Origin of the sequence: Pseudomonas kielensis (assembly GCF_030505375.1) — a bacterium.
Classification (GTDB): Bacteria; Pseudomonadota; Gammaproteobacteria; order Pseudomonadales; family Pseudomonadaceae; genus Aquipseudomonas; species Aquipseudomonas kielensis.
Map to the genome: position 1 here is coordinate 5,227,165 of NZ_CP130043.1, position 26,259 is coordinate 5,253,423.

Consider the following 26,259-nt stretch of genomic DNA (forward strand, 5'->3'; position numbering starts at 1 on the left):
TGACAACCTGATAAGCAGACTCTCTGCCAGCAATCCAAGGTGACACCTGCATGATTTATGACTATTGCATCATCGGCGGCGGCATCGTCGGCCTCGCCACCGCCATGGCGCTGCTCGAACGCCAGCCCGGCGCCTCCTTGCTGATCCTGGAAAAGGAAGCGGTGCTGGCGCAACACCAGACCGGGCACAACAGTGGCGTGATCCACGCCGGCATCTACTACGCCCCCGGCAGCCTCAAGGCTGACCTGTGCAAGCGTGGCGCCGAGGCGACCAAGGCGTTCTGCACCGAGCACCGGATCAAGTTCGACGTCTGCGGCAAGTTGCTGGTGGCCTCGACACCGTTGGAAGTCAGCCGCATGCACGCGCTGTACGAGCGCTCGAAACAGAACGGCCTGAAAGTCGAGCAACTGGATGCGGCCGAGTTGCGCCGCCGCGAACCGAACATCGTCGGCCTGGGCGGGCTGTTTCTCGATGCCACCGGGATTGTCGACTACCGCCAGGTGTGCCAGGCCATGGCTCGGGTGATCGAGGCCGCGGGGGGCGAAATCCGCCTGCAGACCAGCGTCAGCGCGATCAGCGAAAGCGCCGACAGCGTCACCATCAGCAGCCTCGACCAGGTCTGGCAGGCCCGGCAACTGGTGGCGTGCGCCGGCTTGCAGTCCGACCGCCTGGCGAAGCTGGCCGGGGTCAAGATCGACCATCAGATCATTCCGTTCCGTGGCGAGTACTACCGCCTGCCAGCGTCCAGGAATGAGATCGTCAACCACCTGATCTACCCGATTCCCGACCCGGAGCTGCCGTTCCTGGGGGTTCACCTGACGCGGATGATCGATGGCAGCGTCACGGTCGGCCCCAACGCCGTGCTGGGCCTGGGCCGGGAGAACTATCGCAAGTTCTCGATCAACTGGCGCGACGTCGCCGAGTACGCGAGCTTTCCGGGTTTCTGGAAAACCATCTGGAACAACCTCGGCTCCGGCACCACGGAGATGAAGAATTCGCTGTTCAAGCGCGGCTACCTGGAACAGTGCCGCAAGTACTGCCCATCGCTGGAAGTCGACGATTTGCTGCCCTATGAAGCCGGGATCCGAGCCCAGGCAGTCATGCGCGACGGCACCCTGGTGCATGACTTCCTGTTCGCCGAGACGCCACGCATGGTGCACGTGTGCAACGCCCCTTCGCCGGCCGCGACCTCGGCCATTCCCATCGGCCAGATGATCGCCGAGAAAATTCTCAAGAATCGCTGAACCCCGCTGCACGGGTGGCCTCACCCACTAAAAAATAACTACAAAGACCAAAGGAAATCACCGATGTCGGTACATCAAGCGGCCCCGACCGCCCCGGAAACCCCACTCCAGAAGCAAAAACGCCTGCGCAAGGTGGCTGCCGCGACGATCTTCGGCTCAATGCTGGAGTGGTACGACTTCTACCTGTACGCCACCATGGCGGCGATCGTCTTCTCGAAAATCTTCTTTGACCCGAGCAACCCCGCAGTCGCCTCGCTGCTGGCCTTCTCGACCTTTGCCATCGGGTTCATCGCTCGCCCGTTCGGCGGCATTCTGTTCGGCTACCTGGGCGACCGTTTCGGCCGCAAGCAAGTGCTGGTCATCACCTTCTGCATGATGGGCGTGTGCACCACCCTGATCGGGTTGATTCCCAGCTATGCCTCGATTGGCATCTGGGCACCGATCATCCTGGTGCTGGTGCGGATCATCCAGGGCCTGGGCGCGGGTGCCGAACTGTCTGGCGCAGCGGTCACTTCCTACGAACACGCCAGCGAAGGCAAGCGCGGCAGCCAGGGTGCCTGGCCGGCCCTGGGCCTGAACCTGGGCTTGCTGCTGTCGTCGCTGACCGTCTACGTGCTGACCATGAATGGCAATGAATTCCTGTTGTCCGGCGGCTGGCGCATTCCGTTCATCTGCAGCATCGTCCTGGTGGGCGTGGGCCTGTGGGTGCGTCGCAGCATTCCGGAAACCCCACAGTTCAAGGAACTCGACGCAACCGTTGCCAAGCAACAGGTTTCGCCGCTCAAGCTGCTGTTCAAAAATGACCTGAAGGGCCTGGTGGTGGTGCTGTTCGTGGCGATTGGCTACAACGCCCTGAGCTACATCTTCAAAACCTTCTCCCTGGCCTACCTGACCCAGTTCAAGGGTGTCGAAGCCCATGTCACTTCGTTGTCGGTGACCATTGCCAGTCTGGTGGCGATCGTTGCCGTGCCGTGCTTCGGCTGGCTCTGCGATAAGTGGAGCAGCAAAAAGGTACTGATGCTCGGCGGTCTGCTCTCGGCGCTGTTCGCCTATCCGTTCCTGACCCTGCTCAACACCGGCGAGCCGTTGATGATTTACCTGGCCATCGCCATCGGCACCGGGATCCTCGCTCCCATGATGTTCGCGCCCCAGGGCTCGTTCCTCAGCCGTCAGTTCCCGACTCAGACCCGCTCTTCGGGGTTTGGCACCGGGCGTGAAATCGGTACGGCGATCGCCGGCGGTCTGGCGCCCTTGGGCGGGCTGGCGTTGGTGGCCAACTCGGCGACCCACTCTACCGATGGCGTGGCGGTGATTTTGCTGATTTCCGGGGTGCTGGTGGTGGTGTTTGCGCTGTTTGACCAAGGGCGCAAGCATTCCAACTTCAAGAACTAGCGTTTGCTGTGAGGCCTGACAGGGATTGCGGACCGGACACATGAACGCTACGAAGACCCAGGCCACTCGTCAGCACTGGTAATTCTGACAGTTGCCAATACCGGGCGTTGCGCATTTGCTGAGTGACAACAAAGCCAACGCCCCGGGTATGCCATGAGAGCCATTAACAACGGATGGACGATTGCATTTTTATTCACGCTGACCCTGCCGTTACTGACGAGCGCGGCCAACTTGCCGACAAAGGAGCTGATCCTGCTCGTCAGGCCTGAGGCGATCGTTTCCCACACGGCAAACAACACCTCCAACAGCCTGGCCCCCTTGACCGAAATCCAACGCCTGGCCCCGAACCTCACACCCCTCGTGCCGCCTTCCAGAACACGCACAGTGGAGAGTCTGCAGGCCTTGCAACGGCACAGGCTGGATCGTTACTTCGTCATCGATGTTGGCGCAATGAGCCAACAGCAGGTGAAACAACTGACGTTGCAACTGCGGCAACTGCCGTCAGTGGAATCAGTTGAACCTGGACCACGGGTCGATGGCATGCGCGCCGACACCGCCGAGCCGATCAGGCGAATCAACCCGCAAATCCCCGACTACACGCCAAGGCAGCATTACCTGCAAGGCCGGCAAGCCGCCTCGCCCTACGCTATCGGCGGGGTAAACGCTGTGGAGGCCTGGAAAGTACCTGGCGGCAAAGGCCAAGGCATTCGCGTGATTTCCTCAGAGGTCACTCATTGGTCGTACGAACATATCGACTTGCCACCGCCCTATACGGAACTGACGGCCGGTGCAGTGGCCGACTATCATGCCACCGCCAGCGTCGGGGTGATTGCGTCCCGGGAGAATGGCTTCGGCACCACCGGCATCGTGCCGCTCGCGCAAGTCGGTTATCTGCAATGGAGCGACGCCCGATTGGTGCAGATGGCTGAGCGCCTGGAAGCCGGCGACGTCATCCAGTTGGGGGTCCAGTACAACTACACGCCATTTCCGGACGTCGGCTGTACAACCAATTGCATGATGCCGCTTGAATACAATCGATTGGTGCGCGACACCATCACTTATCTGACCGAGGAAAAAGGGATCCACGTGGTCCTGGCGGCCTCCAACGGCAACATCAACCTGGATCATCCTTACTTCAGTGGGTATTTTGATCCAGACCAGTTTGACTCCGGCTCGATCTATGCCGGCGCGGTCAATCCCGATAGCGGATTGCGCTCATACTTTTCTCAGTACGGCCGGCGGGTCGACGTGTTCAGTTGGGGCGCCAAGGTCACCACCACGACCCACAGCGCCACCAACCCGACCACGGGCTACACCCATACGTACAGCGGCACTTCCTCGTCCAATCCGATCATTACTGGCGTCGTCGCCGCGCTGCAAGGTGTTGCCCGCGCCAAGGGCCTGGGCAACCTCCCACCGAAAAAGCTACGTGCGTACCTTGTCGCCACCGGCTACCCGCAAGCCAATGGCAACCGAACCGAAATCGGCGTGCAGCCTGATCTCGACGCTGCCATCCAGAAAATGCTCGCCGACAACGCCAATCTGCCGCCCACCGGACGCCTGGCCCTGCCAGAAGAAGTGCAATCGGCACAGACGTTCACCGCCCATATCCATGCCGAATCGCCCTCCAACAGACCGTTGACCTATCGCTGGAATGCCGCAGGTTTCAAGCCTGACACCGGCAATGAGGCCACCTTGATACTTCAGGCGCCAACGGTGGCCGCCGATACCAGGATGTCCATCTCCGTCGAAGTGTCCGACGGCACCCAGAGCATCACACTGACGGACAGCCTCACCCTCAAGGCAGCGCCGATCAGCGCAACGCTGATCACCCCCGCGACCGCCGTGTCGGCCGATCTGGTACCGGTACGGGTCGAGGCACGCAGCGCCACTGGCAAACCGCTGAGCTACGCATGGTCGGCCTCGACCTCGCTGCAAGGATCGCCAGGCAATGCCGCCAGCGGCCATTTCATCGCCGCGCCGGTCCAGAGCGAGGTCCTGGCCACCGTGTTTGTGACAGTCCAGGACGGCACCCATACGCTGCGAACGCCGACCAACGTGATCAAGATCCGCCCACGCCAGGATGGAACACGCCCGGTCCCGGTCATTACCGGCCCAGGCACCATTGAGGCGGGCAAGCCGCTGCTGCTGTCGGCGACGGCGTCAACCGGCAGCAATTTGCGTTTTTCATGGTTCGCGCAAGGCTTCACCCCAGAGACGTCAACCCGCCCGACGCAAACCTTTGTCGCCCCAGACACTGCCGGCCAATACAGCGTCCGCGTCACGGCGGTCGATGACGCAAACCAGGCCGAGGTGGCCGATCATCCCGTCACGGTGACAGCGCCTCCGGCCCCAGGCCAATGCGCCGACACAGCGCCGTGGGACGCCACCAGGCTCTATCAGACTTATGGCGAGCCGGTGTCGTACAACGGCAAGCTCTACAAGCAGAACTTCTACAACATCAATGAACAGCCAGACATCAACTCCGCCGACTTTGGCAAGCCATGGCTGACCGGAGTCGATTGCCCGTAAGTCAGCGCAGCCGGCGAATCCTCGTGGGGGCTCGGTATGAGCCCCCACGAGGCACCGAAATGGATACACCCACCCACTTATTTGCAGATTTTCCCCGGTGCCGTTAGTCGCCAGGGGCCCGGATAGATTAAAGTAGCAGCCCCTGCCCGGGCGCTCTTGATGCTGTGTACCCCAGGCCTCTTCCAGGAACACTCGACGATGGAACACCGTGAAGCGCTGCTGGCGCTGCGAACCTTTCTTTCAACGCAGATTCTCGGCCAGGAAAAGCTCATCGAGCGCTTGCTCATCGCCTTGCTCGCCGACGGCCACATGCTGGTCGAAGGCGCCCCGGGCCTGGCCAAGACCAAGGCCATCAAAGAGCTTGCCGAAGGGATCGAAGCCCAGTTCCATCGTATCCAGTTCACCCCCGACCTATTACCCGCCGACATCACCGGCACCGAGATCTATCGCCCGGAAACCGGCAGCTTCGTGTTCCAGCAAGGGCCGATCTTCCACAACCTGGTGCTGGCCGACGAAATCAACCGCGCTCCGGCCAAAGTGCAGTCGGCGCTCTTGGAGGCCATGGCCGAACGCCAGGTCAGTGTCGGACGCAGCACTTACGAGCTGTCACCGCTGTTCCTGGTGATGGCCACGCAAAACCCAATCGAGCAGGAAGGCACTTACCCGCTACCCGAAGCCCAGCTCGACCGCTTCCTGATGCACGTGAAAATCGGCTTCCCGGACGCTGGCGTCGAGCGGCGGATCCTGCAGCAGGCGCGCGGTGAGGCGCTCAATGGCGAAACCAAACCCGAACGCCGGGTCAGCCAGCAGGCGATTTTTGCTGCACGCAAGGAAATCCTCGGTTTGTACATGGCCGACGCCGTGGAGGAGTACCTGGTGCAGCTGGTGATGGCCACCCGCACACCGGGCAAGTTCGACCCGGAAATGGCCGAATGGATCGCCTACGGCGCCAGCCCCCGGGGCTCGATCGCCCTGGACCGCTGCGCCCGGGCCCACGCCTGGCTGGCCGGTCGCGACTTCGTCAGCCCCGAGGACATCCAGGCGGTACTGTTCGACGTGTTGCGCCACCGCATCATTCTGTCCTTCGAAGCTGAGGCCGCCGGTATCGACCAGGACCGCGTGGTCCAGCGTATTCTCGACGTCGTAGCCGTCGCTTGACCCCGATGAACACCCCCGCATTGCCCGAGCCGGGCATCCGTGTCAGCCTCTCGGAGCTGATCGAGATGCGCCATCGCGTGCGTGAAGTCCAGCTGTTCTCCACGCCGAGCCAGCGCAGCCCGCTGATCGGCCTGCACCACTCCAAACTACGCGGGCGTGGCGTGGACTTCGACCAGGTGCGGGTCTACCAGGCCGGCGACGACGTACGCACCATTGACTGGCGCGTCACCGCACGCACCCAGGAACCCCACACCAAGCTGTTTCACGAAGAACGCGAACGGCCGATCTTCATCATGGTCGAGCAAAGCCGCCGGTTGTTTTTCGGTTCCGGGCTGATGTTCAAGTCGGTCCTCGCCGCCCAGGCCGCGAGCCTGATCGGCTGGGCGGCGCTCGGCCACAACGACCGGGTGGGCGGGCTGGTGTATGGCGACAACGAACACTACGAGATCAAACCACGACGCAGCAAACAGAGCTTGCTGCAATTGCTCAACCGCCTGGTGCGGGTCAACCAGAGCCTGAGCACCGAAGGCGAGCCGGCCAACGACGATCTCGGCATGGCCCTGCGCCGCGCCCGGGAAGTCCTGCGCCCCGGCAGCCTGGTGATCGTGATCTGTGACGAGCGCGCCCTGAGCGACGGCGCCGAGCAACAGCTGAGCCTGCTGTCACGCCACTGTGACCTGTTGCTGCTGCCGCTGTCCGACCCCCTGGACCACGCCCTGCCCGCCGCCGGCCTGTTGCGGTTTGCCGAGCACGGCGCGCAACTGGAGCTCGATACCCTGAACTTCGAACTGCGCCAGAGCTATCGCGCCCAGGCCGAAGCGCGTATCGCCCGCTGGGAGTTGCTGGCGCAAAAACTGCGGGTGCTGCTGATGCCCCTGAGCACCCAGAGCGAAATGGTCGAGCAACTGCGCGAATACTTGAACCCGCAACGCCCGGGAAAAAGCCAATGAGCAGTCTCGAGCAACTGCAACCGCTGATGACCCCGCCGCCGATCCCGTTCTGGCCGCCGGCCCCGGGCTGGTGGCTGTTGCTCCTGCTGTTGCCGGCGCTCGGCTTTGGCCTGTGGCAGTTGCGCCGGTTTTTGCCGGCCAAGCGCAACCTGGCGCGCGCCGAACAACCTCTGGACCCCCTGCGGGTCGCCGCGCTGGCCGAGTTGGCACAGATGCCCAAGCCCTACGACGGCGCACCGGCCGGGGCCTGGCTGCAACAACTCAACGGCTTGCTCAAGCGCCTGTGCCGCAACGACTATCCCTATAGCCAGAGCCATACCCTCAACGGTCGCAAATGGCTGGCGTTCCTCGATAACCGTTGCCCGGCGGCCGGCCTCACCCGCTGGATGATCCTGGTCGAAGGCGCCTACAAGCCCGAATGCAAACTCGATGACAAGGCCATCGCCGGCCTGACCCAGGCCATCGACACCTGGATCCGCAAACATGTTTGAGTTCGCCTGGCCGTGGATTTTCGCCTTGCTGCCGCTGCCGTGGCTGATGCGCGTGCTGCTGCCGGTGGCCGACAGTGGCGAGCCGGCGCTCAAGGTCAGCTTCCTCAGCGACCTCGAAGGCCTGGCGCGCCGCCGCGCCCGGGCCAACCTGCCGGCCTGGCGCCAACAGGCACCGTTCATACTCCTGTGGTTGCTCCTGCTGGTAGCCGCTGCCCGCCCGCAATGGTTGGGGGAGCCGTTGCCGATTGCCGCCAGTGGCCGCGATTTGCTGGTGGCCGTCGACGTGTCCGGCTCGATGGACTTTCCCGACATGCAGTGGCAAGGCGAAGACGTCAGCCGCCTGGAATTGGTCCAACACCTGCTGGGGGACTTTCTCGAGCAGCGCGATGGTGACCGGGTCGGCCTGATCCTGTTCGGCAGCCAGGCCTACCTGCAGGCCCCGCTGACGTTCGATCGGCGCACCGTGCGGGTCTGGCTAGACGAGGCGCGGATCGGCATCGCCGGCAAGAACACCGCCATTGGCGACGCCATCGGCCTGGCTCTCAAGCGCCTGCGCCAGCGTCCGGCGCAAAGCCGGGTGCTGATCCTGGTCACCGACGGCGCCAACAATGGCGGGGAAATCAATCCCCTGACGGCCGCCCGCCTGGCAGCCGAAGAAGGCGTAAAAATCTACCCTATTGGTATCGGCGCCGACCCGGAACAAACCGGGACCCTGGGGCTGCTCGGCCTCAACCCGAGCCTGGACCTTGACGAGCCGGCGCTCCAGGCGATTGCCCAGGCCACCGGTGGGCGCTACTTCCGCGCCCGCGACGGTGCCGAGCTGGAAGCGATCAAGCAGACCCTCGATGAACTGGAGCCGGTGATCCAACAGCCCACCCAGGCCCGCCCCGCCCAGGCGCTGTACAGCTGGCCATTGGCGGCGGCGTTGCTGTTGAGCATGCTGCTGGCGATTCGCGAGCGCTGGCCGCACAACCCGCTGCAACGGCTGTTCAGCTCGTCGCACTTTCTGCAACAGCACCCGGACTGGCGCCAACGGCTCAAACGCCTGCGTCTGCGGAGGCGTCGATGATCGACCTCTGGCCCCATTGGTTCCGCCCCTGGTGGTTGCTGCTCCTGCCGCTGCTGGGCTGGTTGCTGTGGCAACTCTGGCACCGGCAAAAACGTGCCGGGCGCTGGCAGATGATCCTGCCGCCGGCCTTTCATGCCGCGCTGCTCCAGGGTGGCAGCGGGCGTGAAAGCAAGTCGCCGTGGATCCTCCTCGGCCTGGCGTGGCTGCTGGCCGTGCTGGCGCTGCTCGGTCCGAGCTGGGACCGGGTCGAACAATCCGCGCAGAAACCCGCCGACCCGCTGGTGGTATTGCTCGAACTGACCCCGCAAATGCTCGCCACCGACGTGACCCCGACACGCCTGGAACAAGCGCGGCGCAAACTGCTCGACCTGCTGCAGAGCCGCAGCGATGCGCAAACGGCGATCGTCGTGTATTCCGGCAGCGCCCACACCCTGGTGCCGCTGTCGGATGACCTGGCCACCAGCCGCAACCTGCTCGAAGCCCTCAAGCCCTCGATCATGCCGCAAGTCGGCCAGCGCGCCGACCTCGCCGTGGCCAAAGCGCTGACCTTGCTCGAGCGCGGCGCCCTGGGCCAGGGCCGCATCCTGCTGATCGGCTCCTCCCTCAGCGAACAGGAGCGCCAGGGCATTCGCCAGGCGCTGCGCGGGCAGGCACCGCAGTGGTTGATGCTCGGCATCGGCACGCCCCAGGGGGCGCCTGTCACCGCCGAAGACGGCAGCTTCCTCAAGGACGCCCAGGGCGCGATCCTGGTGCCACGCCTGGACAGCCCGAGCCTGAAAGCCTTTGCCAATGAACTGGGCGGCCGTTACCGCCAGGCGCGAGTGGACGACAATGACTTGCGTGGCCTGGGCCTGTTTGACGCCCCCCACAGCCTGCGTGAAGACGGCCAGACCTTGCGTCTCGACACCTGGGCCGACCAGGGCTACTGGCTGTTGCTGCCCCTGTTGCTGTTGGCCGCCTGTGCCGGACGCAGGGGCTGGCTGCTGTGCCTGCCCCTGCTGTTCATGGTGCCGCAGCCGAGCCAGGCCTTCGAGTTCAACGACCTGTGGTTGCGCCCTGACCAACAGGGCCTGCACCTGCTCCGGCAAAAGCAGCCGCTGGCCGCCGCCGAGCATTTCCAAGACCCGCAATGGCAAGGGGTGGCGCTGTACGAGGCCGGCCAGTATGCCGCGGCCGCCGAGCGTTTCGCCCAGGGCAGCGATGCCCGTGCCCACTACAATCGCGGCAACGCCCTGGCCAAGGGCGGTGAACTGGAGGCTGCGCTGGATGCCTACGAGCAAGCCCTGGAACTGCAACCGGAACTGCGCCCGGCACAAACCAACAAAGCGCTGATGGAGGCGCTGATCAAGCAGAACGCCACGCCACCTGCCACCGAGCCCGAACCACCTGCCGAGCAAACCCCGCCTTCGGGTGCGCAAACCCCGCCGCCAGGCACCGCGACACCGCCGTCCAGCAGCGAAGAACAGCCCGCCGAGACGCCGAACGAGCCAGCCGAGCCCACGGTGGACAACCCACCCGAGCCGAAACCTGACCCCAACCACCCGCCCCAACCGGGTGATAATGAAGTGCCAGGCAGTGAGTTGGGCGACGAGCGCACCACCACCCCGCCGCTAAGCAGCGCCGACAGCGACTTCAATGGCGAGCACCGCGAAGCGCTGGAGCAATGGCTGCGTAAAATCCCCGATGAACCGGGAGAACTGCTCAGACGCAAGTTCTGGTACGAACAGCAACAACATCAGGATCAGGGAAAAACTCGATGAACCGCAGCACCGCACTCTTACTCGGCCTGCTGTTCTGCAGCCTGCAAACCCAGGCGGCGGGCCTGGTCGCCAGTGTCGACCGCAACCAGCTGAGTTCCGGGGAAACGGTGGAGCTGACCCTGGAGTCCAGCGATGTCACGCTCTTCGGCAAGCCCGACCTGAGCGCCCTGGAACCGCAGTTCGAAGTGCGCGGCACCCGTCAGGTCAACCAGTTGACCAGCCTCAACGGCGAAAACCACGCCACCACCCGCTGGATCATCACCCTGCTGCCCAAGCTCAATGGCACTGTGGTGATTGCGCCGTTGCACTTGGGGGAATTCACCAGCGAGCCGATCGAGTTGACCGTGGTGCAAAGCCAGACCCAGGACACCCCGAGCAAACTGGCCCCGGTGTTCATCGAGGCCAGCCTGGATCAGAGCAGCGTCTACGTGCAGGCCCAGGCGATCCTGACCCTGCGCATCTACCACTCGGTGTCGCTGTACGACGACAGCAATATCACGCCGCTGCAGATTCCCGATGCGCGCGTCGAACCGCTGGGCGAGTCGCGCACTTACGAAAAAGTCATCAATGACCTGCGCCATGGGGTGATCGAACAGCGCTATGCCATTTACCCGCAACACAGCGGTGTCCTGAGCATCCCGCCGCAGATCTTCAGCGCCACCCTGGTGGACGCCCAACCGAACCAGGACCCGGCCGCCCAGGGGCCGAAATCCGGCAAGTTGCTGCGCGTCAGCTCCGCCGAGACCACCCTGACGGTCAAGGTCAAGCCTGCCGACTATCCGCCGGACACCCCGTGGCTCCCGGCCCGCAGCCTGAGCCTGGAGGAAAGCTGGAACCCGGAACCGGACCGCAGCCAGGTCGGCGACTCGCTGACCCGCAGCCTGACCCTCAAGGCCGAGGGCCTGGCCAGCTCCCAACTGCCCCCCTTGCCGGCGACTGACGTCAGCGGCCTACGCCGCTACCCCGACCAGCCGCAATTGAGCAATCAGCAGAGCGACCGCGGGCTGATCGGCAGCCGCGAGGACCGCGAAGCCCTGGTCCCGACCCACAGCGGCAACATCGAGTTGCCCGCCGTCGAGGTGGTTTGGTGGAACACCGACGAAGACCGCCTCGAACGCAGCAGCCTGCCGGCACGCACCCTGCACATCCAGAACAACCCGAGCCTGATGGTCGACACCCCGGCCGGCAATGCGCCGGCCCATCCCACGGTGGACAGTGAAACGCTGTGGTACTGGAAACTCGCCACCCTGGTCCTGTCCTGCACCACCCTGCTGGGCTTTGGCCTGTGGTGGCGCGCGCGTTGGCAACCGGCGATCCTGCGGGCCGCCCAGACCGGGCCGAGCCCGCGCACCCTGCTCGACGACCTCAAGCGCGCCAGCCAGGCCAACGACCCCCAGGCCACACGCCAGGCGCTGGACGCCTGGGCCCGTCAGCAACCGGAAACCCTGGCGGACATGGCGGCGCGCTTTGTGCCGCTGTCCGACGCCCTCGATGGCCTCAACGGCGCGCTCTACAGCGAAACCGGACAACACTGGCAAGGCGAAGACCTGTGGCGCGCGATCCGCGCCATCCCCACCGCCGAACGGGTCCAGGACCCGGTGGGCGACAGTGGCTTGCCGCCGCTTTACCCTAAGTAATTTCGATACCTTGCAGGGGCAAGGCCTGAGCATGATCACGCTCTCAAGCACGTGATCACGAGCAAGCCTTGCCCCTACACAGTCCACCTCTTTCAGAATGAGCGGAGTTTGCCTTGCGTCTGTTTCACACCTCCGACTGGCACCTTGGGCAAAACCTGCATGGCCAGGAACGCGACTACGAACACGGTTGCTTCCTCGACTGGCTGCTGCGTCAACTGGGGCAGGAAAAGCCCGACGTGCTGCTGATCGCCGGCGATATCTTCGACACGGTCAACCCGCCGGTCAAAGCCCAGGAACGCCTGTACGACTTCATCGTCAGTGCCCACGAACAACAGCCTGCGCTGAGTATCGTGATGATCGCCGGCAACCACGATTCCGGTTCCCGGATCGAACTGCCGGCGCCGCTGATGCGCCGCCTGCGCACCCACGCCCTGGGCCGAGTGCTGTGGCTTGATGACGGGCAACTGGATGCCGAGCGGTTGCTGATCCCGCTGCCCGATGCCTCGGGCGAGATCGCTGGCTGGTGCCTGGCACTGCCGTTCCTGCGCCCGGCGGAAGTCACCGGTGCCCACCTGGGCGACGACTACCTGCGCGGTATCGGCCAGGTGCATGAGTGGCTGATCGAGGCCGCCAATGCCAAGCGCCAGCCGGGCCAGGCGCTGATCGCCATCAGTCATGCACACATGGCCGGCGGCTCGGTGTCCGAGGACTCCGAACGCAGCCTGATCATCGGCAATGCCGAAGCCCTGCCCGCCAGCCTGTTTGGCCCGAGCATCAGCTACGTTGCCCTCGGCCACCTGCACAAGCCACAGAAGGTCAACGGCGAGGAGCGCATTCGCTACTGCGGCTCGCCCATCCCCCTATCGTTCTCCGAGATTGCCTACCCGCACCAGATCCTCGATGTGCGCCTCGACGGGCCAACCCTGGTCAGCGTCGAGCCGCGCCTGATCCCACGGGCGGTCAACCTGCAACGCATGGGCCCCGCACCGCTGGCCGAGATCCTCGGGCAACTGGCCGCGCTGCCCGACATCGACCTGTTGGCCGACGTCCAGCGCCAGCCCTGGCTGGAGGTACGGGTGCGCCTCGACGAACCGCAACCGGACCTGCGCCATCAGGTGGAAAGCGCCTTGCAAGGCAAAGCCGTGCGCCTGGTGCGGATCGCCGCCGAATACGCCGGCAGCGGTGCCCGGGGAGGCAGCGATGAGGGCGACGTCTTGATCGAACTGGACCAACTCACCCCTCAGGAACTGTTCAGCCGCGCCTGGCTGGATAATTACGGCAGCGCCGTCGACGAACAGACCCTCAGCGATTTTGCGCAACTGCTGCAAGACGTTCAGCAGGAGAGCGAACAGCCATGAAGATCCTCGCCATCCGCCTGAAGAACCTGGCCTCGCTGGCCGGGCCGTTCGAGATCGATTTCACCGCCGAACCGCTGGCCAGTGCCGGCCTGTTCGCGATCACCGGGCCCACCGGCGCCGGCAAAAGCACCCTGCTCGATGCCCTGTGCCTGGCCCTGTTTGGCGCGGTACCGCGGCTCAACAACACCGGGCGTGACGCCAAGGTCCCGGACGCGGACGGCGAAATCGCCACCGGCGATCCACGCACCCTGCTGCGCCGGGGCACTGGCGACGGCTACGCCGAGGTCGACTTCCTCGGCATCGATGGCCGGCGCTATCGGGCACGCTGGGAAGCCAACCGCGCCCGGGAAAAAGCCAATGGCAAGCTGCAGGCCAGCCGTCAGAGCCTGCGCGACCTGGACACCGACCAGCTGCTGGCCAGCCAGAAAGGTGAATACAAGACCCAGCTCGAAGCGGTGTTGGGCCTGAACTTCGAACAGTTCACCCGGGCGGTAATGCTGGCCCAGAGCGAGTTCAGCGCCTTCCTCAAGGCCGACGACAACGACCGCAGCGAACTGCTGGAAAAGCTCACCGACACCGCGCTCTACACCCGCCTGGGCAAGCGCGCCTTCGACAAGAGCAAGGAAACCCGCGAGCTGCACAAACAGCTACAGGACCAAGCCAGCGGCGTCACCCCCCTGGAGCCCGAGGCGCGCGCCGAACTCGACCAGCGTTTGAGCCAGGCCCAGCAGCAGCTCAAGACCCAGCAGGCCCAGCTCAAGCAACTGGAGTTGCAGCACACCTGGCTCAAGGAACTGCAGCAGATCCAGGACCAGCAACAGGCGGGTGTCGAGCAACTGCAACAGGCCCGGCAGGCCTGGGATGCCCAGGCGGACGCACGGCTGAACCTCAAGCGCCTGGAGCACCTGGCACCGCAACGTCACCAGTTTGCCCGTCAGGCCGAACTTGATGCCCAGTTGAGCCCCTTGGCCGCATCGATCCAGCAGCACAGCGCCCAACAGACCGAACAACTGGCCCGTCAGGCGCAGCTGGAACTGAGCCTGGAATCGGCCAAGGCGGCGCTGACCCAGGCGCAACACCAGCACACCAGCAATGCCCCGCTGCTGCGCCAGGCATTCGAGGAACAAGGCAACCTGGCGCGACTGACCCAGGCGATCGACGCGTCGGCAGAACTCAAGCAGACCGCCGAACAGGCGAGCCTGCAAGGCCAGCACGCCATCACCCAGATGCTCGAACAACAACAGCGGGTGGCCGAACGCCTGGTCAATATCGCCAGCCAGTTGGAGCACAGCCTGCAGTGGGCGCCGGTCAGCGACGCCTGGAACCTGCACCGCGAGCGCCTGCAGCAACTGATGCTGGTGGGCAATCGCCTCAAACAAGGTGAGGCGGAACTGCTGGGGCTGCAACAACAGGCCAGCACCAGCGCCAGCCGCCTGGAAGAACAGCGTCAACAGCTGCAGGTGCTGTACAGCGAAGCCGACGTCGAGCCTCAGGCAGTCGCCGAGCAGATCCAGATTCTCGGCAGCCTGCTGCAAGACAACCGCAAGCAACTGCGGGCGGTGGAAGAGCTGACGCGGCTGTGGACCAACCAGCAGGAGCTGGATACCCGCGGGCAAGCCCTGCAACAACGCCTGCACAGCGCCCAGGGCGAACGCGAACGCCTGACCCGCGAAGGCGTAAAAGCCAAGGCCGACCTGACCGTGGCCGAGCAGACACTGACGGTCACCCAAGCGCTTCTGGAGCGCCAACGCCTGGCCCGCAGCGCCAGTGTCGAGGAGTTGCGCGGGCAGTTGCAGGACGATCAGCCCTGCCCGGTGTGTGGCAGTGTCGAGCACCCCTACCACCAGCCCGAAGCCTTGCTGCAAAGCCTGGGTCGACATGATGAAAGCGAACAGGCCGCTGCCCAGAAGGCCGTCGACCTGCTCAAGGAAACCCTCGCCGAACTGCGGGCCGAAGTCGGCGGTGTGATCGCCCAGCAAAAAGAACTGCTGCAACAGCACGAACAACTGCTCGCCCAGCAGCAGAGCCTGGCCCCAAGCCTGGCAGCTCATCCGCTGGCAGCCTCGTTGCTGGCGCAGGACCCTGGCCGCCGTGAGGCCTGGCTGGCCCAGCAAAATGCTCAGTTGAACCAGAACCTCAGCCAGGACGAACAGCGCCAGAGCGCCCTGCTCACCCTGCAACAGGAAGCCGCGCGCCTGGCGCAGCAACTGCAAGCCGCTGAACAGGCCAGCCAGCAGGCGGTGCAACAGCTGACCCTGCAGCAGCGCGAACTGGGCAACGACCGCCAACGCCTGGAGGAAGAGCTCGCCGCCTTCGCCAACCTGCTCCCGGCAGCCATCCTTGAAGGCCTGCGCCATGAGCCCGCGGCGACCTTCCTCCAGCTCGACCAACAAGTGGCCCAGCGTCTGGAACAACTGGCGCTGCAGCGTGAAGAGCTGGACGAGCAGCAGCAACGCCAGCAGAGCCTGGAAAAGGAACAGGACCGCCAACTGACCCGGCTGCAACAGACCGAGTCCGCGCAACAGCAGCACGCCCTGCTCAGCGCCCAGCTGCACGGCGCCCAACAGCAACTCAGCGCATTGCTGGGGGAACAGCCGAGTGCCGAAGCCTGGCAAACACAACTGGAGCAGGCCCTCGAGCAGGCGCGCCAGGCACAAGCCACGGCCAGCCAGCAACTGCAGGAAGTGCAGAGCCAGCTCATCCAGCTGGCAGCCGAACTCAAGGCGCAGCAACAACGCCAACAGGCGCTGGACAGCGAACGGCAAGCACTGCAGAGCAAGGTCGCCGACTGGCGTGCCCTGCACCCTGAACTCGACGACACAGGCCTTGCGCAGTTGCTGGGCTACAGCGACGAACAGGTCAGCCAGTTGCGCCTGCAGTTGCAACGCAGCGAAACCGCGATCGAGCAAGCCAAGGTCCTGCTGCAGGAGCGCGAGCAGCGCCTGCACGAGCATCAGGCCCAGCACAACGCTTACCTGGACGCTGAACAACTGGCCACGGCCCTGGGCGATCTGCAAGCGCAGGCGGCCATCAGCGAACAACTCTGTGCCGAGTTGCGCGCACAACAGACCGAGGATCAACGGCGCCAGGAGGCCAACCAGGCACTGGCGCAACGCATCAGCCAGGCGTATCTGGAGTGGCAGCGCTGGGCCCGGCTCAATGCCTTGATCGGCTCGGCCACCGGCGACACCTTCCGCAAGATCGCCCAGGCCTACAACCTCGACCTGCTGGTGCATCACGCCAACGTGCAATTGCGCCAACTGGTGCGGCGCTATCGCCTCAAGCGCGGCGGCAGCATGCTCGGCCTGCTGGTGATGGACACCGAGATGGGCGACGAGCTGCGTTCGGTGCACTCATTGTCCGGCGGGGAAACCTTCCTGGTGTCGCTGGCCCTGGCCCTGGGCCTGGCCTCGATGGCTTCGAGCACTTTGAAAATCGAATCGCTGTTCATCGACGAAGGTTTTGGCAGTCTCGATCCCGAATCCCTGCAACTGGCGATGGACGCCCTCGACGGCCTGCAGGCACAAGGACGCAAGGTCGGGGTGATTTCCCACGTGCAGGAAATGCATGAGCGGATTCCGGTGCAGATTCAGGTGCGTCGCCAAGGCAACGGGCTGAGCACCCTGGAGGTGAAATGAACAGGCTGTATTCCTTCCGCCGCTGCCCTTATGCCATGCGGGCACGCATGGCGCTGCACTATAGCGCGGTGCCATTGACCATCGTGGAAGTCAGCCTCAAGGCCAAGCCGCCGCAGATGCTCGCGCTTTCAAGCAAAGGCACGGTGCCGGTACTGAGTGCCGATGGCCGGGTGATCGACGAAAGCCTGGAGATCATGACCTGGGCACTGGCGCAGAACGATCCCGAGGACTGGTTGCTCAAGGACAACCCTGCCGCGCAATCAATGACCGCGACGCTGATCGAAGAAAACGACCAGGTGTTCAAGGTCAGCCTCAATCGCTACAAGTACGCCGAACGTTATCCGGAGCATTCCAGGGAGCACTACCGTGCTGAGGGGGAAGTGTTTCTGCGCAAGCTCGATGACCTGCTGCAACAGCAGCGCTATTTAGTGGCCGATCACCCAAGCCTGGCCGACATCGCTCTGATGCCCTTTGTCCGTCAGTTCGCCCACGTCGACCGCGACGGTTTCGCGCAGCTGCCGTATCGGCCGTTGCAGGCGTGGCTTGCGGGGATGATCGAGTCGGCGCTGTTCACGGCGATCATGGCCAAACAACCCGAGCCTCACTGACACTACAAGTCCTATGGGAGATGGGGCCGGCACAGCCGACATCGGCGGCACCTGGCAGATCAATGCTGAATCTTGTGATCCAGCGCCGCATAGAAGTTGGCGCTCTGTTGCAGGTATTTCTGGGTGTAGGTCTGGGTGCCGGTTCGTTTGTCGTTGATCTCGACGCTGGCATTGGCTGGCAGCACCACGCTGGCTGAGATGGCGGACGCGGCGATGACGGAGAAGAGATTGAAGTTCATGACGGTAACCCTCGTGTGCAGTTGGCTGGCATGCCTGTGTAGGCCGTGAAGCAAACTTACGCCCGAGGGTTGGCGGGCTTGAAATCTTTTGTATCAGTAGCCGATATCACTGCGATTAATACAAGGGTGCAGGCCCCGCCAAGCGGGGCCTCAGGCTTACGGGCGGGACAGGAACTTGAGATCGCTGGGCGCATCGAGCGCCAGCTTCTGCACGGTTTTGCCCAGAAGGCCGCTCTGCGCGTCACGCTCGATGACGACGATCTGGTTGCTTTTCTGGTTGGCCACCAACACAAACCGGCCACTCGGATCGAGGCTGAACTCGCGGGGATGATCACCCTCCACCGAACGTCGTTGCAGCTCCTTGAGCTCGCCCGTGTTCGGGTCGATGGCAAACACCAGCAGCTCGTTGGCCGTACCGCGGTTGCTGACGTAGAGGAATTTGCCATCGGCAGAGGCATGCAAGGCCGCGGCGGCTTTTTTCGCCGCCGGCTGCCCTGCCGCCAGGTCCACCCGTTGGCGTTGGGTCAACGTGCCGTCCTGGTAGTCGAACACCGCAACTTGCGCGCTCATTTCCATGCTCAGGTAGGCATGCTTGCCATCGGCGGCGAACAGCAGGTGCCGTGGCCCGCTGCCGGGTGGCAACTGCACCGAGGCTGGAGTGGCGGCCGTCAGCGGATGCTCCGGATTGGCCTTGGGGTCGTAGCGGTAGACAAACACCTGGTCGGCCCCCAGGTCATTGGCAAACACGAACCGACCGTCCGGTGAAGACACCGTCGAATGCACGTGGGCCGACTGCTGGCGCTCAGGGTTGACCCGGCTTGCCGGATGGCTGCTCAGTTGCACCGGAGGCGACAAGCGGCCCTCGCGGCTGACCGGCAACACCGCCAGACTGCCACCCGGGTCGGCCGCCACCGAGTAGTTGCTGACGAACAGGTACTGGCCGTCGACGCTGAGGCTCGAATGAGTCGGCTCGTTGCCCAGGCTCTGCACCTGGTTGATCAGGCTCAGTTGGCGGGTCTTGGGCTCGATGGCCACACTGCTGACCCGCCCGACGACGTCGGCTTGTCCGGGGCCATTTTCGTTGACCACGAACAGTTGCCGCTGATCGCCGGACAAGGTCAGCCAGGAAGGGTTGGCGCTCTTGAACACTTGCAGCGGCGTCGCGTCGAGCTGACCGCTGCGGCTGTCGAACTGCAGGCGATAGATACCCTGGCTCTGGCCCTGGGTGTAACTGCCGACCAACAGCTCATGGGGCTCGGCGGGAGCGGCTTGCACCCCCATCGCGGCGAAGCTGCCGGCCATCAGGAGCGGCCAGAGGTTACGCATCCCCATGGTCTTCGCCTTCATCGTTGCTGCCACTGAATGCGCTCATGCACACCAGGCGGTGCTCGCCGGCGTCGCCGCGCAGGGTCCAGCTCTGCAGGTCGGCGTCGAACACGGCCGCCTGCACCTGGGCCAGGCTGAACACCCAATGCTTGGCCGCACGGCCATCCATGCACTCGATGTGCAACTGATCGTCCTCGTCCAGCGAGAAGTCGAAGGCGTGCAGGCCATCGATTTCCAGCATGTCGCAGGTTTCGAGAACGGTGAGCAAGGTATCGGTTGCAGCAGTCATGGCGATCAATCATCAAGTTGAAAGGCGCAATGATAGCGGCCATGGCCTTGCAACGCAGCGAACAGGCAAAAAAAACCGCAACCCTGGGGCTGCGGCTTTTTCACTTCAGGTCAAGATCAGTGGGCAAACAGCGAATTGCCCTTCTGCCCGGCCAGTTTCTCCGGCTTGATCAGGAACCGTGCCAGGGCTGGCAGCAGCCACAGGGCGCCGAACATGTTCCACAACAGCATGAAGGTCAGCATCAGGCCCATGTCGGCCTGGAACTTGATCGCCGAGAAGATCCAGGTGCACACGCCGATGGCCAGGCACAGGCCGGTGAACAGTACCGCCTTGCCGGTGGATTTGAGCGTCTGGTAGTAGGCCTCTTGCAAAGGCAGGCCGGCACGCAGGAAGCTTTCCAGGCGGCTGTAGATGTAGATGCCGTAGTCCACGCCAATCCCCACCCCGAGCGCCACTACCGGCAAGGTCGCGACCTTCACGCCGATGCCCATGAAGGCCATCAGGGCGTTGCCGAGCACCGAGGTCAGCACCAGCGGCAGGACGATGCACAAAGTCGCCGCCCAGGAACGGAAGGTGATCATGCACATGGTGGCCACACAGAGGTAGACCAGGATCAGGATGGTCAGCTCCGACTCCTTGATCACCTCGTTGGTGGCCGCCTCGATCCCGGCGTTACCGGCGGCGAGGATGAATTCCAGGCCGTCCTTGTTGTTCTCCTTGGCGAACTCCTGCACCGCATGCACCGCACGGTCGAGGGTTTCGGCCTTGTGGTCGTTGAGGAACACCAGCACCGGCGCCAGGGAGCAGCTGTTGTTGTACAAGCCGTCGGCGCGGGCGATGGAGTTGTTCAGCACGTCCGGGTTACGCGACAGGGTTTCCCATTTCAGGTTGCCCTCGTTCATGCCCTTGATCATCTGCTTGGAAACGGTCACCAGGGAAATCGCCGACTGCACGCCCTCGGTGTTCTGCATCTTCCACATCAGTTCATCGATCGGCGCCATGGCCTCGTAGCGCGAGCAGCCTTCGGCCTTGGTCTTGACCATCACCACCAGCACGTCGGAACTGGTGGAATAGTTGTTGATGATGAAGTTGTTGTCCTTGTTGTAGCGCGAGTCCGGACGCAGCTCCGGCGCGCCCTGGTCGAGGTCGCCGATTTTCAGGTTCTTGCTGTACCACAGGCCACCACCGAAGGCGATCAGGGCGATCAGGATCGACACCGGCGCGACCTTGGAGCTGGCGAAGTTCGACAGCAGGCGCCAGAACGGGTGTTCGCGGGTCGCGTCTTTCTTGCTTTTGGCGATGGCACGCTTGCTGATGCCGACGTAGGAAATCGCCACCGGCAACAGGATCAGGTTGGTGAACACGATCACCGCCACGCCGATGGAGGCGCCGATGGCCAGCTCACGGATCACCCCGATGTCGATGATCAGCAAGGTAATGAAGCCCACCGCGTCCGCCAGGATCGCGATCATGCCCGGCAGGAACAACTGGCGGAAGGTGCGCCGGGCAGCTGTCAGCGCGTTGTCGGCCTCGCTTGACTGCAAGGCGATACCGTTGATTTTCTGCACACCGTGGGAGATACCGATGGCAAAGATCAGGAACGGCACCAGCATCGAGTACGGATCCAGGCCGAACCCGAACGCATGCATCAGCCCCAGTTGCCAGATGACCGCCACCAGGGTGGTAATCAGCACGGCGATGGTGCTGCGCACGCAGTTGGTGAACCACAGCAGCAGGACCAGGGTGATGACAAAGGCCACACCGAAGAACAGCACCACCATGATCAGGCCATCGATCAGGTCACCGACCTTCTTGGCAAACCCGACGATGTGGATCTTGATGTTGGGGTTCTGCTTCTCGAACTTGTCGCGGATCTTCTCTTCCAGCTCATGGGAGAACTTCTGGTAGTCCAGCGCCAGCAGCTTGCCCTGATCTTGCGGGTCCGGGTAGGACTCCAGCAGCGGAATGTCGACGATGCTCGACTTGAAGTCGTTGGACACCAGGCGCCCGACCTGGCCGGACTTGAGCACGTTGTTGCGCAGCAGTTCGAGGCTGTCGGCCGAGCCGTTGTAGCTCTGCGGGATCACTTCGCCGCCGGCAAAACCTTCCTCGGTCACTTCGGTCCAGCGCACGCTGGGACTCCACAGCGACTTGAGGCCCGAGCGATCGACGCCGGAGATGTAGAACACCTCGTCGTTGATCTGGCGCAGGGTCTCCATGTATTCCTTGGAGAAGATGTCACCGTCGGTGGCCTCCACCGAAATCCGCACGGTGTTGCCCAGGTTCGCCAGGTCGTTGCGATGCTCCATCATTTTTTCAATGAACGGATGCTGCAGCGGGATCATCTTTTCGAAGCTGGTGGAAGGCCGGATGAGCGTCGCCTGCCAGAACAGGAAAATGCTCACCAGCAGGCAGATCACGATGACTGCCGGGCGGTTGTTGAAAATCAGGCGCTCGAGAAACGTCGCCTTGTCTTGGTTATGACTGCTCATGGATGTCATTTCTCCGCCTTCTTATTATTTGCCCGGCTCATTTGTTCAGTTCTGCGCCGGTTGGCGAAGTGGCGCGAACGCCGCCCTGTCCGACCAAAATCAGATTGCCGTTGCCTGCCGCCGTCACGCCCGCCACCGAGATCCGGTCCGGGCGATTGAACACACTGAAGGTCTGCCCGTCGTCATTGCTGCGCACCACGCTGCCGCCGTTGCCGACGATCACGATCGAGCCATCCTCGAGCAAGGTGGCGCCAGACAGGCCGAATTCCAGGGCGCCGCGCGCGGCCTTGAGTTCGACCGGCTCCCAGGTGCTGCCAAAATCGCTGGAGCGGAACAGGTTGCCGCGCAAGCCGTAGGCCAGCAGCGTCGATGGCTGGGCGGTGCCGATGGCCCCGAACAGCGAACCTTCGTAAGGGCCTTCGACCCGTTCCCAGGTCTGACCCCAATCGGCGGAGCGGAACATGCTGCCCTGCTCGCCGACGATGAACAGGCCGGCATCCTTGACCGCGGCAATGGCGTTGAGGTGGTACTGGTCTTCGTTGTCGAGGCGATCGCTGACGTCGTCCCAGGTTTTCCCGGCGTCGGTGGTTTCCAGCAGCGCGCCATAGGCACCCACGGCAAAGCCGTTGCTGGCGTCCTTGAACCAGACGTCGAGCAACGGCGCTTCGCGCTTGAGGTCTTCGAACTGCTTGGTCCAGGTCACACCGCCGTCGGCGCTGGCGAGGATCTGTGCATCATGACCGACGGCCCAGCCATGCTGGTCATCGACAAAGAACACCGAGGTCAGCAACTGCCGCGAAGGCACCTTGGCCTGGGTCCAGGTGCTGCCCTGGTCGTCGGAATAGAGAATGTGCCCACGGTCACCGACCGCGATAAGCCGTTTGCCGGCATGCACGACATCGAGCATCAAGCCCTTGGCGGACTTGGCCGATTCAATGGAATAGACCGTATCGACGGCTGGCGCGGCATTCGCCAGGGCCGGCGCCGACAGGACCGCAGTGCCCAACAGCGAGAGCGCTGTAGCCAGCAACGCGAATCTGCGTAGTGCCGGCGGGCGGCCAATACCCACACCCATGACAGGCTCACTCATAGACCTTTCCCCCATTATTATTGTTAGGTCGTTCAACCTTTAAGGGCGCCGTGCGGGGCGTGCTACCGGATGGCCGGATTCAGCGCTTGGCTGAAACCTGCAATCTAGAGCCCCTTCTCGGAAGCTGGCCTATCCTATCCAGCTTTAGAATCGCCTGACAATCGACGCCACGTTATGTTTTGTTAACCTGGGGAGTAAGGGTAGGCGCTGAATGGCAGGGCATCAGTGCCCATGATGAAAAAAGGCCACGAACGTGGCCTTGAGATATTTGTGGTTTTGGGGTGCCTGCATGTTTTGCATGCAGCCACCCCGCCCGCTCCTGCCTAGGCCAGGCTTTTGCTGACCACCTCGAACACGTCGCTGGACAGCTCGCCCGAGGCACGGATGCGTTCCAGTTCGGCTTTCATCAGCACCTGGCGGGCGCTGTCGTATTTGCGCCAGCGGGTCAACGGCGCCAGTTGGCGCGAAGCGATCTGCGGGTTGAAGCCGTTGAGTTCGATCACCAGGTCGGCGAGGAAGCGATAGCCCGACCCGTCGGCGGCGTGGAAATTGATCAGGTTCTGCCCGGCGAACGCCCCTACCAGGGCCCGTACCTTGTTCGGGTTCTTGAGGTTGAACGCCGGGTGTTCCATCAATTGCCGCACACGTTGCAAGCCACCGGGCAAGCCGCTGCCGGCCTGGACGCTGAACCATTGGTCCATGACCAGCGGGTTGTCCTTGAAGTGTTCGGCGAAGCTCGCCAGGGCCTTGGCCTTCTCGGCCTCGAACGGCGAATTGACCAGCACGGCCAGCGCGGTCAGGCGCTCGGTCATGTTGTCGCAGGCCTCGAACTGTTCGAGGGTCGCGGCCAGGACTTCAGGCTTGGCGCTGAGCATCAGGTAGGACAAGGCGATGTTCTGCAGGCTGCGCCGGGCGAAGTGCTCAGCCTCAGCGACATAGGGCGTCTGCCGGGACAGCTCGCGATTGGCCTGGTAACGCAGCCACAGCCCTTCGAACAGTTGGTCGGCCAGCTGTTTGCGGGCAAATTCGCGGGCGGCATGAATCGCCTCGACGTCCGCCACTTCGCTGATTTCAGTCAGGTAGGCTTCGCTCGGCAGCGAAAGCATTTCGGCGACCATGGCCTGGTCCAGGTCCGGGTCGGCGAGCACGCTGCGCAGCGCTTCGATCAAGCGCTGGTCGAGGGCCAATGCCTGCCCCGCCTGGTGCTGGCCGATCAGTTCCTGCAGCACTTGCACCGACAGTTGCTGGCCGGCTTCCCAACGGTTGAAGCCGTCGCTGTCGTGCTGCATCAGGAACATCAATTGGTCGCGGTTGTACGGGAAGCTCAGTTTCACCGGTGCCGAGAAGCCACGCAGCAAGGACGGCAGCGGGTGTTCGGCGATGTCGAGGAAGGTGAAGGTCTGTTCGGCTTCGGTCACCGACAGCACACGGGAGGTGCCACTGGCCGCCGCTTCGCCGCTCAGGCGCAGGGCAATCGCCGCGCCCTGGCGGTCCAGCAGGCCCAGTTCCAGGGGAATCACGAACGGCAGTTTCTGCACCTTGTCCGGGGTTTCCGGGCAGCTCTGGCGCACGGTCAGGCTGTAGGTCCGGGCGGCGGCGTCGTACGACTCGCTCACCGCCAGACGCGGCGTACCGGCCTGGCTGTACCAGCGCTTGAACTGGGTCAGGTCGACGCCGTTGGCATCTTCCATGGCCTTGATGAAGTCATCGCAGGTCACGGCCTGGCCATCATGGCGCTCGAAGTACAGGTCGCTGCCTTTGCGGAATCCTTCGTTGCCGAGCAAGGTGCGGATCATGCGCACCACTTCCGACCCCTTCTCGTAGACCGTGAGGGTGTAGAAGTTGGAGATCTCGATGAAGCTGTCCGGGCGCACGGCGTGGGCCATGGGGCCGGCATCTTCGGCGAACTGATGGGTACGCAGGTAGGCAACGTCCTCGATCCGCTTGACGGTGCGTGAATGCATGTCGGCGGAGAACTCGGCATCGCGGAACACCGTGAAACCTTCCTTGAGCGACAACTGGAACCAGTCGCGGCAGGTCACGCGGTTGCCCGACCAGTTGTGGAAGTATTCGTGGGCGACCACCGCTTCGACCCGCTGGTGGGCGGCATCGGTGGCGGTTTCGGCGCGGGCCAGCACGCAGCTGGAGTTGAAGATGTTGAGGCCCTTGTTCTCCATGGCCCCCATGTTGAAGTCGTTGACTGCCACGATCATGAAAATGTCCAGGTCGTACTCGCGACCGTAGACTTCTTCGTCCCAGCGCATGGACTTCTTCAGGCTGTTCATCGCGTGCTGGCACTTGTCGATGTTTTCCGGCTCGACATAAATGCGCAGGGCAACGCTGCGTTGGGTCATGGTGGTGAAGGTGTCTTCGACGCACCACAGGTCACCGGCCACCAGGGCGAACAGGTAGGCCGGTTTCATGAACGGGTCTTCCCAGGTCGCCCAGTGCCGGCCGTCTTCGCCCGGCCCCGAGGCAATCGGGTTGCCGTTGGACAGCAGCACCGGGTAGCTGTGCTGCTCGGCGCTGACCGTGGTGGTGAACTTGCTCATCACGTCCGGGCGGTCGAGGTAATAGGTGATCTTGCGAAAGCCCTCGGCCTCGCACTGGGTGCAGAACATGCCGCTGGACTTGTACAGGCCTTCCAGGGCGGTGTTGGTTTGCGGGTGGATACGCACGCTGGTATCGACCGTGAAGCTGGCGCTGGTGGGGTGCAGGGTCAGGTGGCTGTCGCTCAACTGATAGTCGGCCGGGGTCAGCGTGATATCGCCCAGGGCCACCGACAGCAGTTCCAGCTGCTGGCCGTCGAGCACCAGCGGCGGCAGGCCGGCGCCTCGGGCGGGGTTGCGGCGCATCACCAGTTGCGCATGGACCAGGCTGTGGTCCTCGAACAACTCGAAGGTCAGGTGCGTCTCGTCGATCAGGTACTCAGGCGCCTGATAGTCCTTCAGGTAAATCATCTTCGGTTGTTCGGTGCGCATGGCTC

Annotated in this window: 18 protein-coding genes; 12 read left to right on the plus strand and 6 right to left on the minus strand. The window is 63.6% G+C overall.

Annotated elements, in window-relative coordinates; translation table 11 throughout:
• Positions 1-50 precede the first annotated feature (50 nt).
• From lhgO to Q1W70_RS24310, 12 genes are all read left to right on the plus strand, one after another.
• Entirely contained in the window at positions 51-1,244 is a 1,194-nt protein-coding gene (lhgO, locus tag Q1W70_RS24255) for an L-2-hydroxyglutarate oxidase (protein WP_185818066.1), read from the plus strand.
• Between the two features lie 63 nt (positions 1,245-1,307).
• The gene (locus Q1W70_RS24260) at positions 1,308-2,636 is read left to right on the plus strand and encodes an MFS transporter (RefSeq protein WP_166591168.1); all 1,329 of its coding nucleotides are present in this window, start codon (positions 1,308-1,310) and stop codon (positions 2,634-2,636) included.
• 450 nt (positions 2,637-3,086) lie between these two features.
• Entirely contained in the window at positions 3,087-5,168 is a 2,082-nt protein-coding gene (locus Q1W70_RS24265; RefSeq protein WP_302098176.1) for a S8 family peptidase, read from the plus strand.
• Between the two features lie 198 nt (positions 5,169-5,366).
• Complete coding sequence (locus Q1W70_RS24270) at positions 5,367-6,326, plus strand: AAA family ATPase (RefSeq protein WP_166591166.1); 960 nt, start codon at positions 5,367-5,369, stop codon at positions 6,324-6,326.
• Positions 6,327-6,331: 5 nt separating this feature from the next.
• Entirely contained in the window at positions 6,332-7,276 is a 945-nt protein-coding gene (locus Q1W70_RS24275) for a DUF58 domain-containing protein (RefSeq protein ID WP_166591165.1), read from the plus strand.
• Positions 7,273-7,767, plus strand: coding sequence for a DUF4381 domain-containing protein (locus Q1W70_RS24280; RefSeq protein WP_166591164.1), 495 nt, complete (start codon positions 7,273-7,275; stop codon positions 7,765-7,767). The genes Q1W70_RS24275 and Q1W70_RS24280 overlap by 4 nt, the downstream gene beginning before the upstream one ends.
• Positions 7,760-8,836 carry a vWA domain-containing protein gene (locus Q1W70_RS24285; RefSeq protein ID WP_302098178.1) on the plus strand — a complete coding sequence of 359 codons (1,077 nt, stop codon included), beginning with the start codon at positions 7,760-7,762 and terminating at the stop codon, positions 8,834-8,836. Before Q1W70_RS24280 ends, Q1W70_RS24285 begins: the two co-directional genes overlap by 8 nt.
• Entirely contained in the window at positions 8,833-10,596 is a 1,764-nt protein-coding gene (locus Q1W70_RS24290; protein WP_302098180.1) for a vWA domain-containing protein, read from the plus strand. Before Q1W70_RS24285 ends, Q1W70_RS24290 begins: the two co-directional genes overlap by 4 nt.
• A complete protein-coding gene (locus tag Q1W70_RS24295; RefSeq protein ID WP_265537709.1) occupies positions 10,593-12,233 on the plus strand; it encodes a BatD family protein in 1,641 nt (546 codons plus the stop codon). Before Q1W70_RS24290 ends, Q1W70_RS24295 begins: the two co-directional genes overlap by 4 nt.
• A gap of 113 nt (positions 12,234-12,346) precedes the next feature.
• Positions 12,347-13,591: an exonuclease SbcCD subunit D C-terminal domain-containing protein gene (locus tag Q1W70_RS24300; protein ID WP_166591160.1), complete on the plus strand. Its 1,245-nt coding sequence runs from the start codon at positions 12,347-12,349 to the stop codon at positions 13,589-13,591.
• On the plus strand, positions 13,588-17,229 hold the full coding sequence (locus Q1W70_RS24305; RefSeq protein ID WP_302098183.1) for an AAA family ATPase: 3,642 nt from the start codon (positions 13,588-13,590) through the stop codon (positions 17,227-17,229). Before Q1W70_RS24300 ends, Q1W70_RS24305 begins: the two co-directional genes overlap by 4 nt.
• On the plus strand, positions 17,226-17,837 hold the full coding sequence (locus Q1W70_RS24310) for a glutathione S-transferase (RefSeq protein WP_182340259.1): 612 nt from the start codon (positions 17,226-17,228) through the stop codon (positions 17,835-17,837). Before Q1W70_RS24305 ends, Q1W70_RS24310 begins: the two co-directional genes overlap by 4 nt.
• A 59-nt stretch (positions 17,838-17,896) precedes the next feature.
• On the opposite strand, the gene Q1W70_RS24315 is transcribed toward Q1W70_RS24310, so the two are convergent.
• The 6 genes from Q1W70_RS24315 to pepN all read right to left on the minus strand — a co-directional run bounded on the left by Q1W70_RS24315 (position 17,897) and on the right by pepN (position 26,254).
• Entirely contained in the window at positions 17,897-18,076 is a 180-nt protein-coding gene (locus tag Q1W70_RS24315; RefSeq protein WP_166591157.1) for a hypothetical protein, read from the minus strand.
• 156 nt (positions 18,077-18,232) lie between these two features.
• Positions 18,233-19,402 (minus strand): lactonase family protein, encoded by a 1,170-nt coding sequence (locus Q1W70_RS24320; protein ID WP_302098184.1) that lies wholly within the window; start codon positions 19,400-19,402, stop codon positions 18,233-18,235.
• Positions 19,395-19,691: a DUF5629 family protein gene (locus tag Q1W70_RS24325; protein ID WP_166591156.1), complete on the minus strand. Its 297-nt coding sequence runs from the start codon at positions 19,689-19,691 to the stop codon at positions 19,395-19,397. The genes Q1W70_RS24320 and Q1W70_RS24325 overlap by 8 nt, the downstream gene beginning before the upstream one ends.
• Positions 19,692-19,807: 116 nt before the next feature.
• Positions 19,808-22,183, minus strand: coding sequence for an efflux RND transporter permease subunit (locus Q1W70_RS24330; protein WP_371927866.1), 2,376 nt, complete (start codon positions 22,181-22,183; stop codon positions 19,808-19,810).
• 37 nt (positions 22,184-22,220) lie between these two features.
• Positions 22,221-23,273, minus strand: a complete 1,053-nt coding sequence (locus tag Q1W70_RS24335) for a WD40/YVTN/BNR-like repeat-containing protein (RefSeq protein WP_182340257.1) — start codon at positions 23,271-23,273, stop codon at positions 22,221-22,223.
• A 323-nt stretch (positions 23,274-23,596) separates the two neighbouring features.
• Complete coding sequence (gene pepN / locus Q1W70_RS24340) at positions 23,597-26,254, minus strand: aminopeptidase N (protein WP_302098186.1); 2,658 nt, start codon at positions 26,252-26,254, stop codon at positions 23,597-23,599.
• Positions 26,255-26,259: the final 5 nt, after the last annotated feature.

Excerpts from the sequence above, each read along its gene's own strand:
- lhgO (WP_185818066.1), top strand. The coding sequence starts at position 51 with ATGATTTATGACTATTGCATCATCGGCGGCGGCATCGTCGGCCTCGCC.
- Q1W70_RS24315 (WP_166591157.1), bottom strand. The coding sequence starts at position 18,076 with ATGAACTTCAATCTCTTCTCCGTCATCGCCGCGTCCGCCATCTCAGCC.
- Q1W70_RS24285 (WP_302098178.1), top strand. The coding sequence starts at position 7,760 with ATGTTTGAGTTCGCCTGGCCGTGGATTTTCGCCTTGCTGCCGCTGCCG.
- Q1W70_RS24290 (WP_302098180.1), top strand. The coding sequence starts at position 8,833 with ATGATCGACCTCTGGCCCCATTGGTTCCGCCCCTGGTGGTTGCTGCTC.
- Q1W70_RS24260 (WP_166591168.1), top strand. The coding sequence starts at position 1,308 with ATGTCGGTACATCAAGCGGCCCCGACCGCCCCGGAAACCCCACTCCAG.
- Q1W70_RS24325 (WP_166591156.1), bottom strand. The coding sequence starts at position 19,691 with ATGACTGCTGCAACCGATACCTTGCTCACCGTTCTCGAAACCTGCGAC.
- Q1W70_RS24305 (WP_302098183.1), top strand. The coding sequence starts at position 13,588 with ATGAAGATCCTCGCCATCCGCCTGAAGAACCTGGCCTCGCTGGCCGGG.
- Q1W70_RS24330 (WP_371927866.1), bottom strand. The coding sequence starts at position 22,183 with ATGAGCAGTCATAACCAAGACAAGGCGACGTTTCTCGAGCGCCTGATT.
- Q1W70_RS24265 (WP_302098176.1), top strand. The coding sequence starts at position 3,087 with ATGAGCCAACAGCAGGTGAAACAACTGACGTTGCAACTGCGGCAACTG.
- pepN (WP_302098186.1), bottom strand. The coding sequence starts at position 26,254 with ATGCGCACCGAACAACCGAAGATGATTTACCTGAAGGACTATCAGGCG.
- Q1W70_RS24270 (WP_166591166.1), top strand. The coding sequence starts at position 5,367 with ATGGAACACCGTGAAGCGCTGCTGGCGCTGCGAACCTTTCTTTCAACG.
- Q1W70_RS24295 (WP_265537709.1), top strand. The coding sequence starts at position 10,593 with ATGAACCGCAGCACCGCACTCTTACTCGGCCTGCTGTTCTGCAGCCTG.
- Q1W70_RS24280 (WP_166591164.1), top strand. The coding sequence starts at position 7,273 with ATGAGCAGTCTCGAGCAACTGCAACCGCTGATGACCCCGCCGCCGATC.
- Q1W70_RS24320 (WP_302098184.1), bottom strand. The coding sequence starts at position 19,402 with ATGCGTAACCTCTGGCCGCTCCTGATGGCCGGCAGCTTCGCCGCGATG.
- Q1W70_RS24275 (WP_166591165.1), top strand. The coding sequence starts at position 6,332 with ATGAACACCCCCGCATTGCCCGAGCCGGGCATCCGTGTCAGCCTCTCG.
- Q1W70_RS24310 (WP_182340259.1), top strand. The coding sequence starts at position 17,226 with ATGAACAGGCTGTATTCCTTCCGCCGCTGCCCTTATGCCATGCGGGCA.
- Q1W70_RS24335 (WP_182340257.1), bottom strand. The coding sequence starts at position 23,273 with ATGAGTGAGCCTGTCATGGGTGTGGGTATTGGCCGCCCGCCGGCACTA.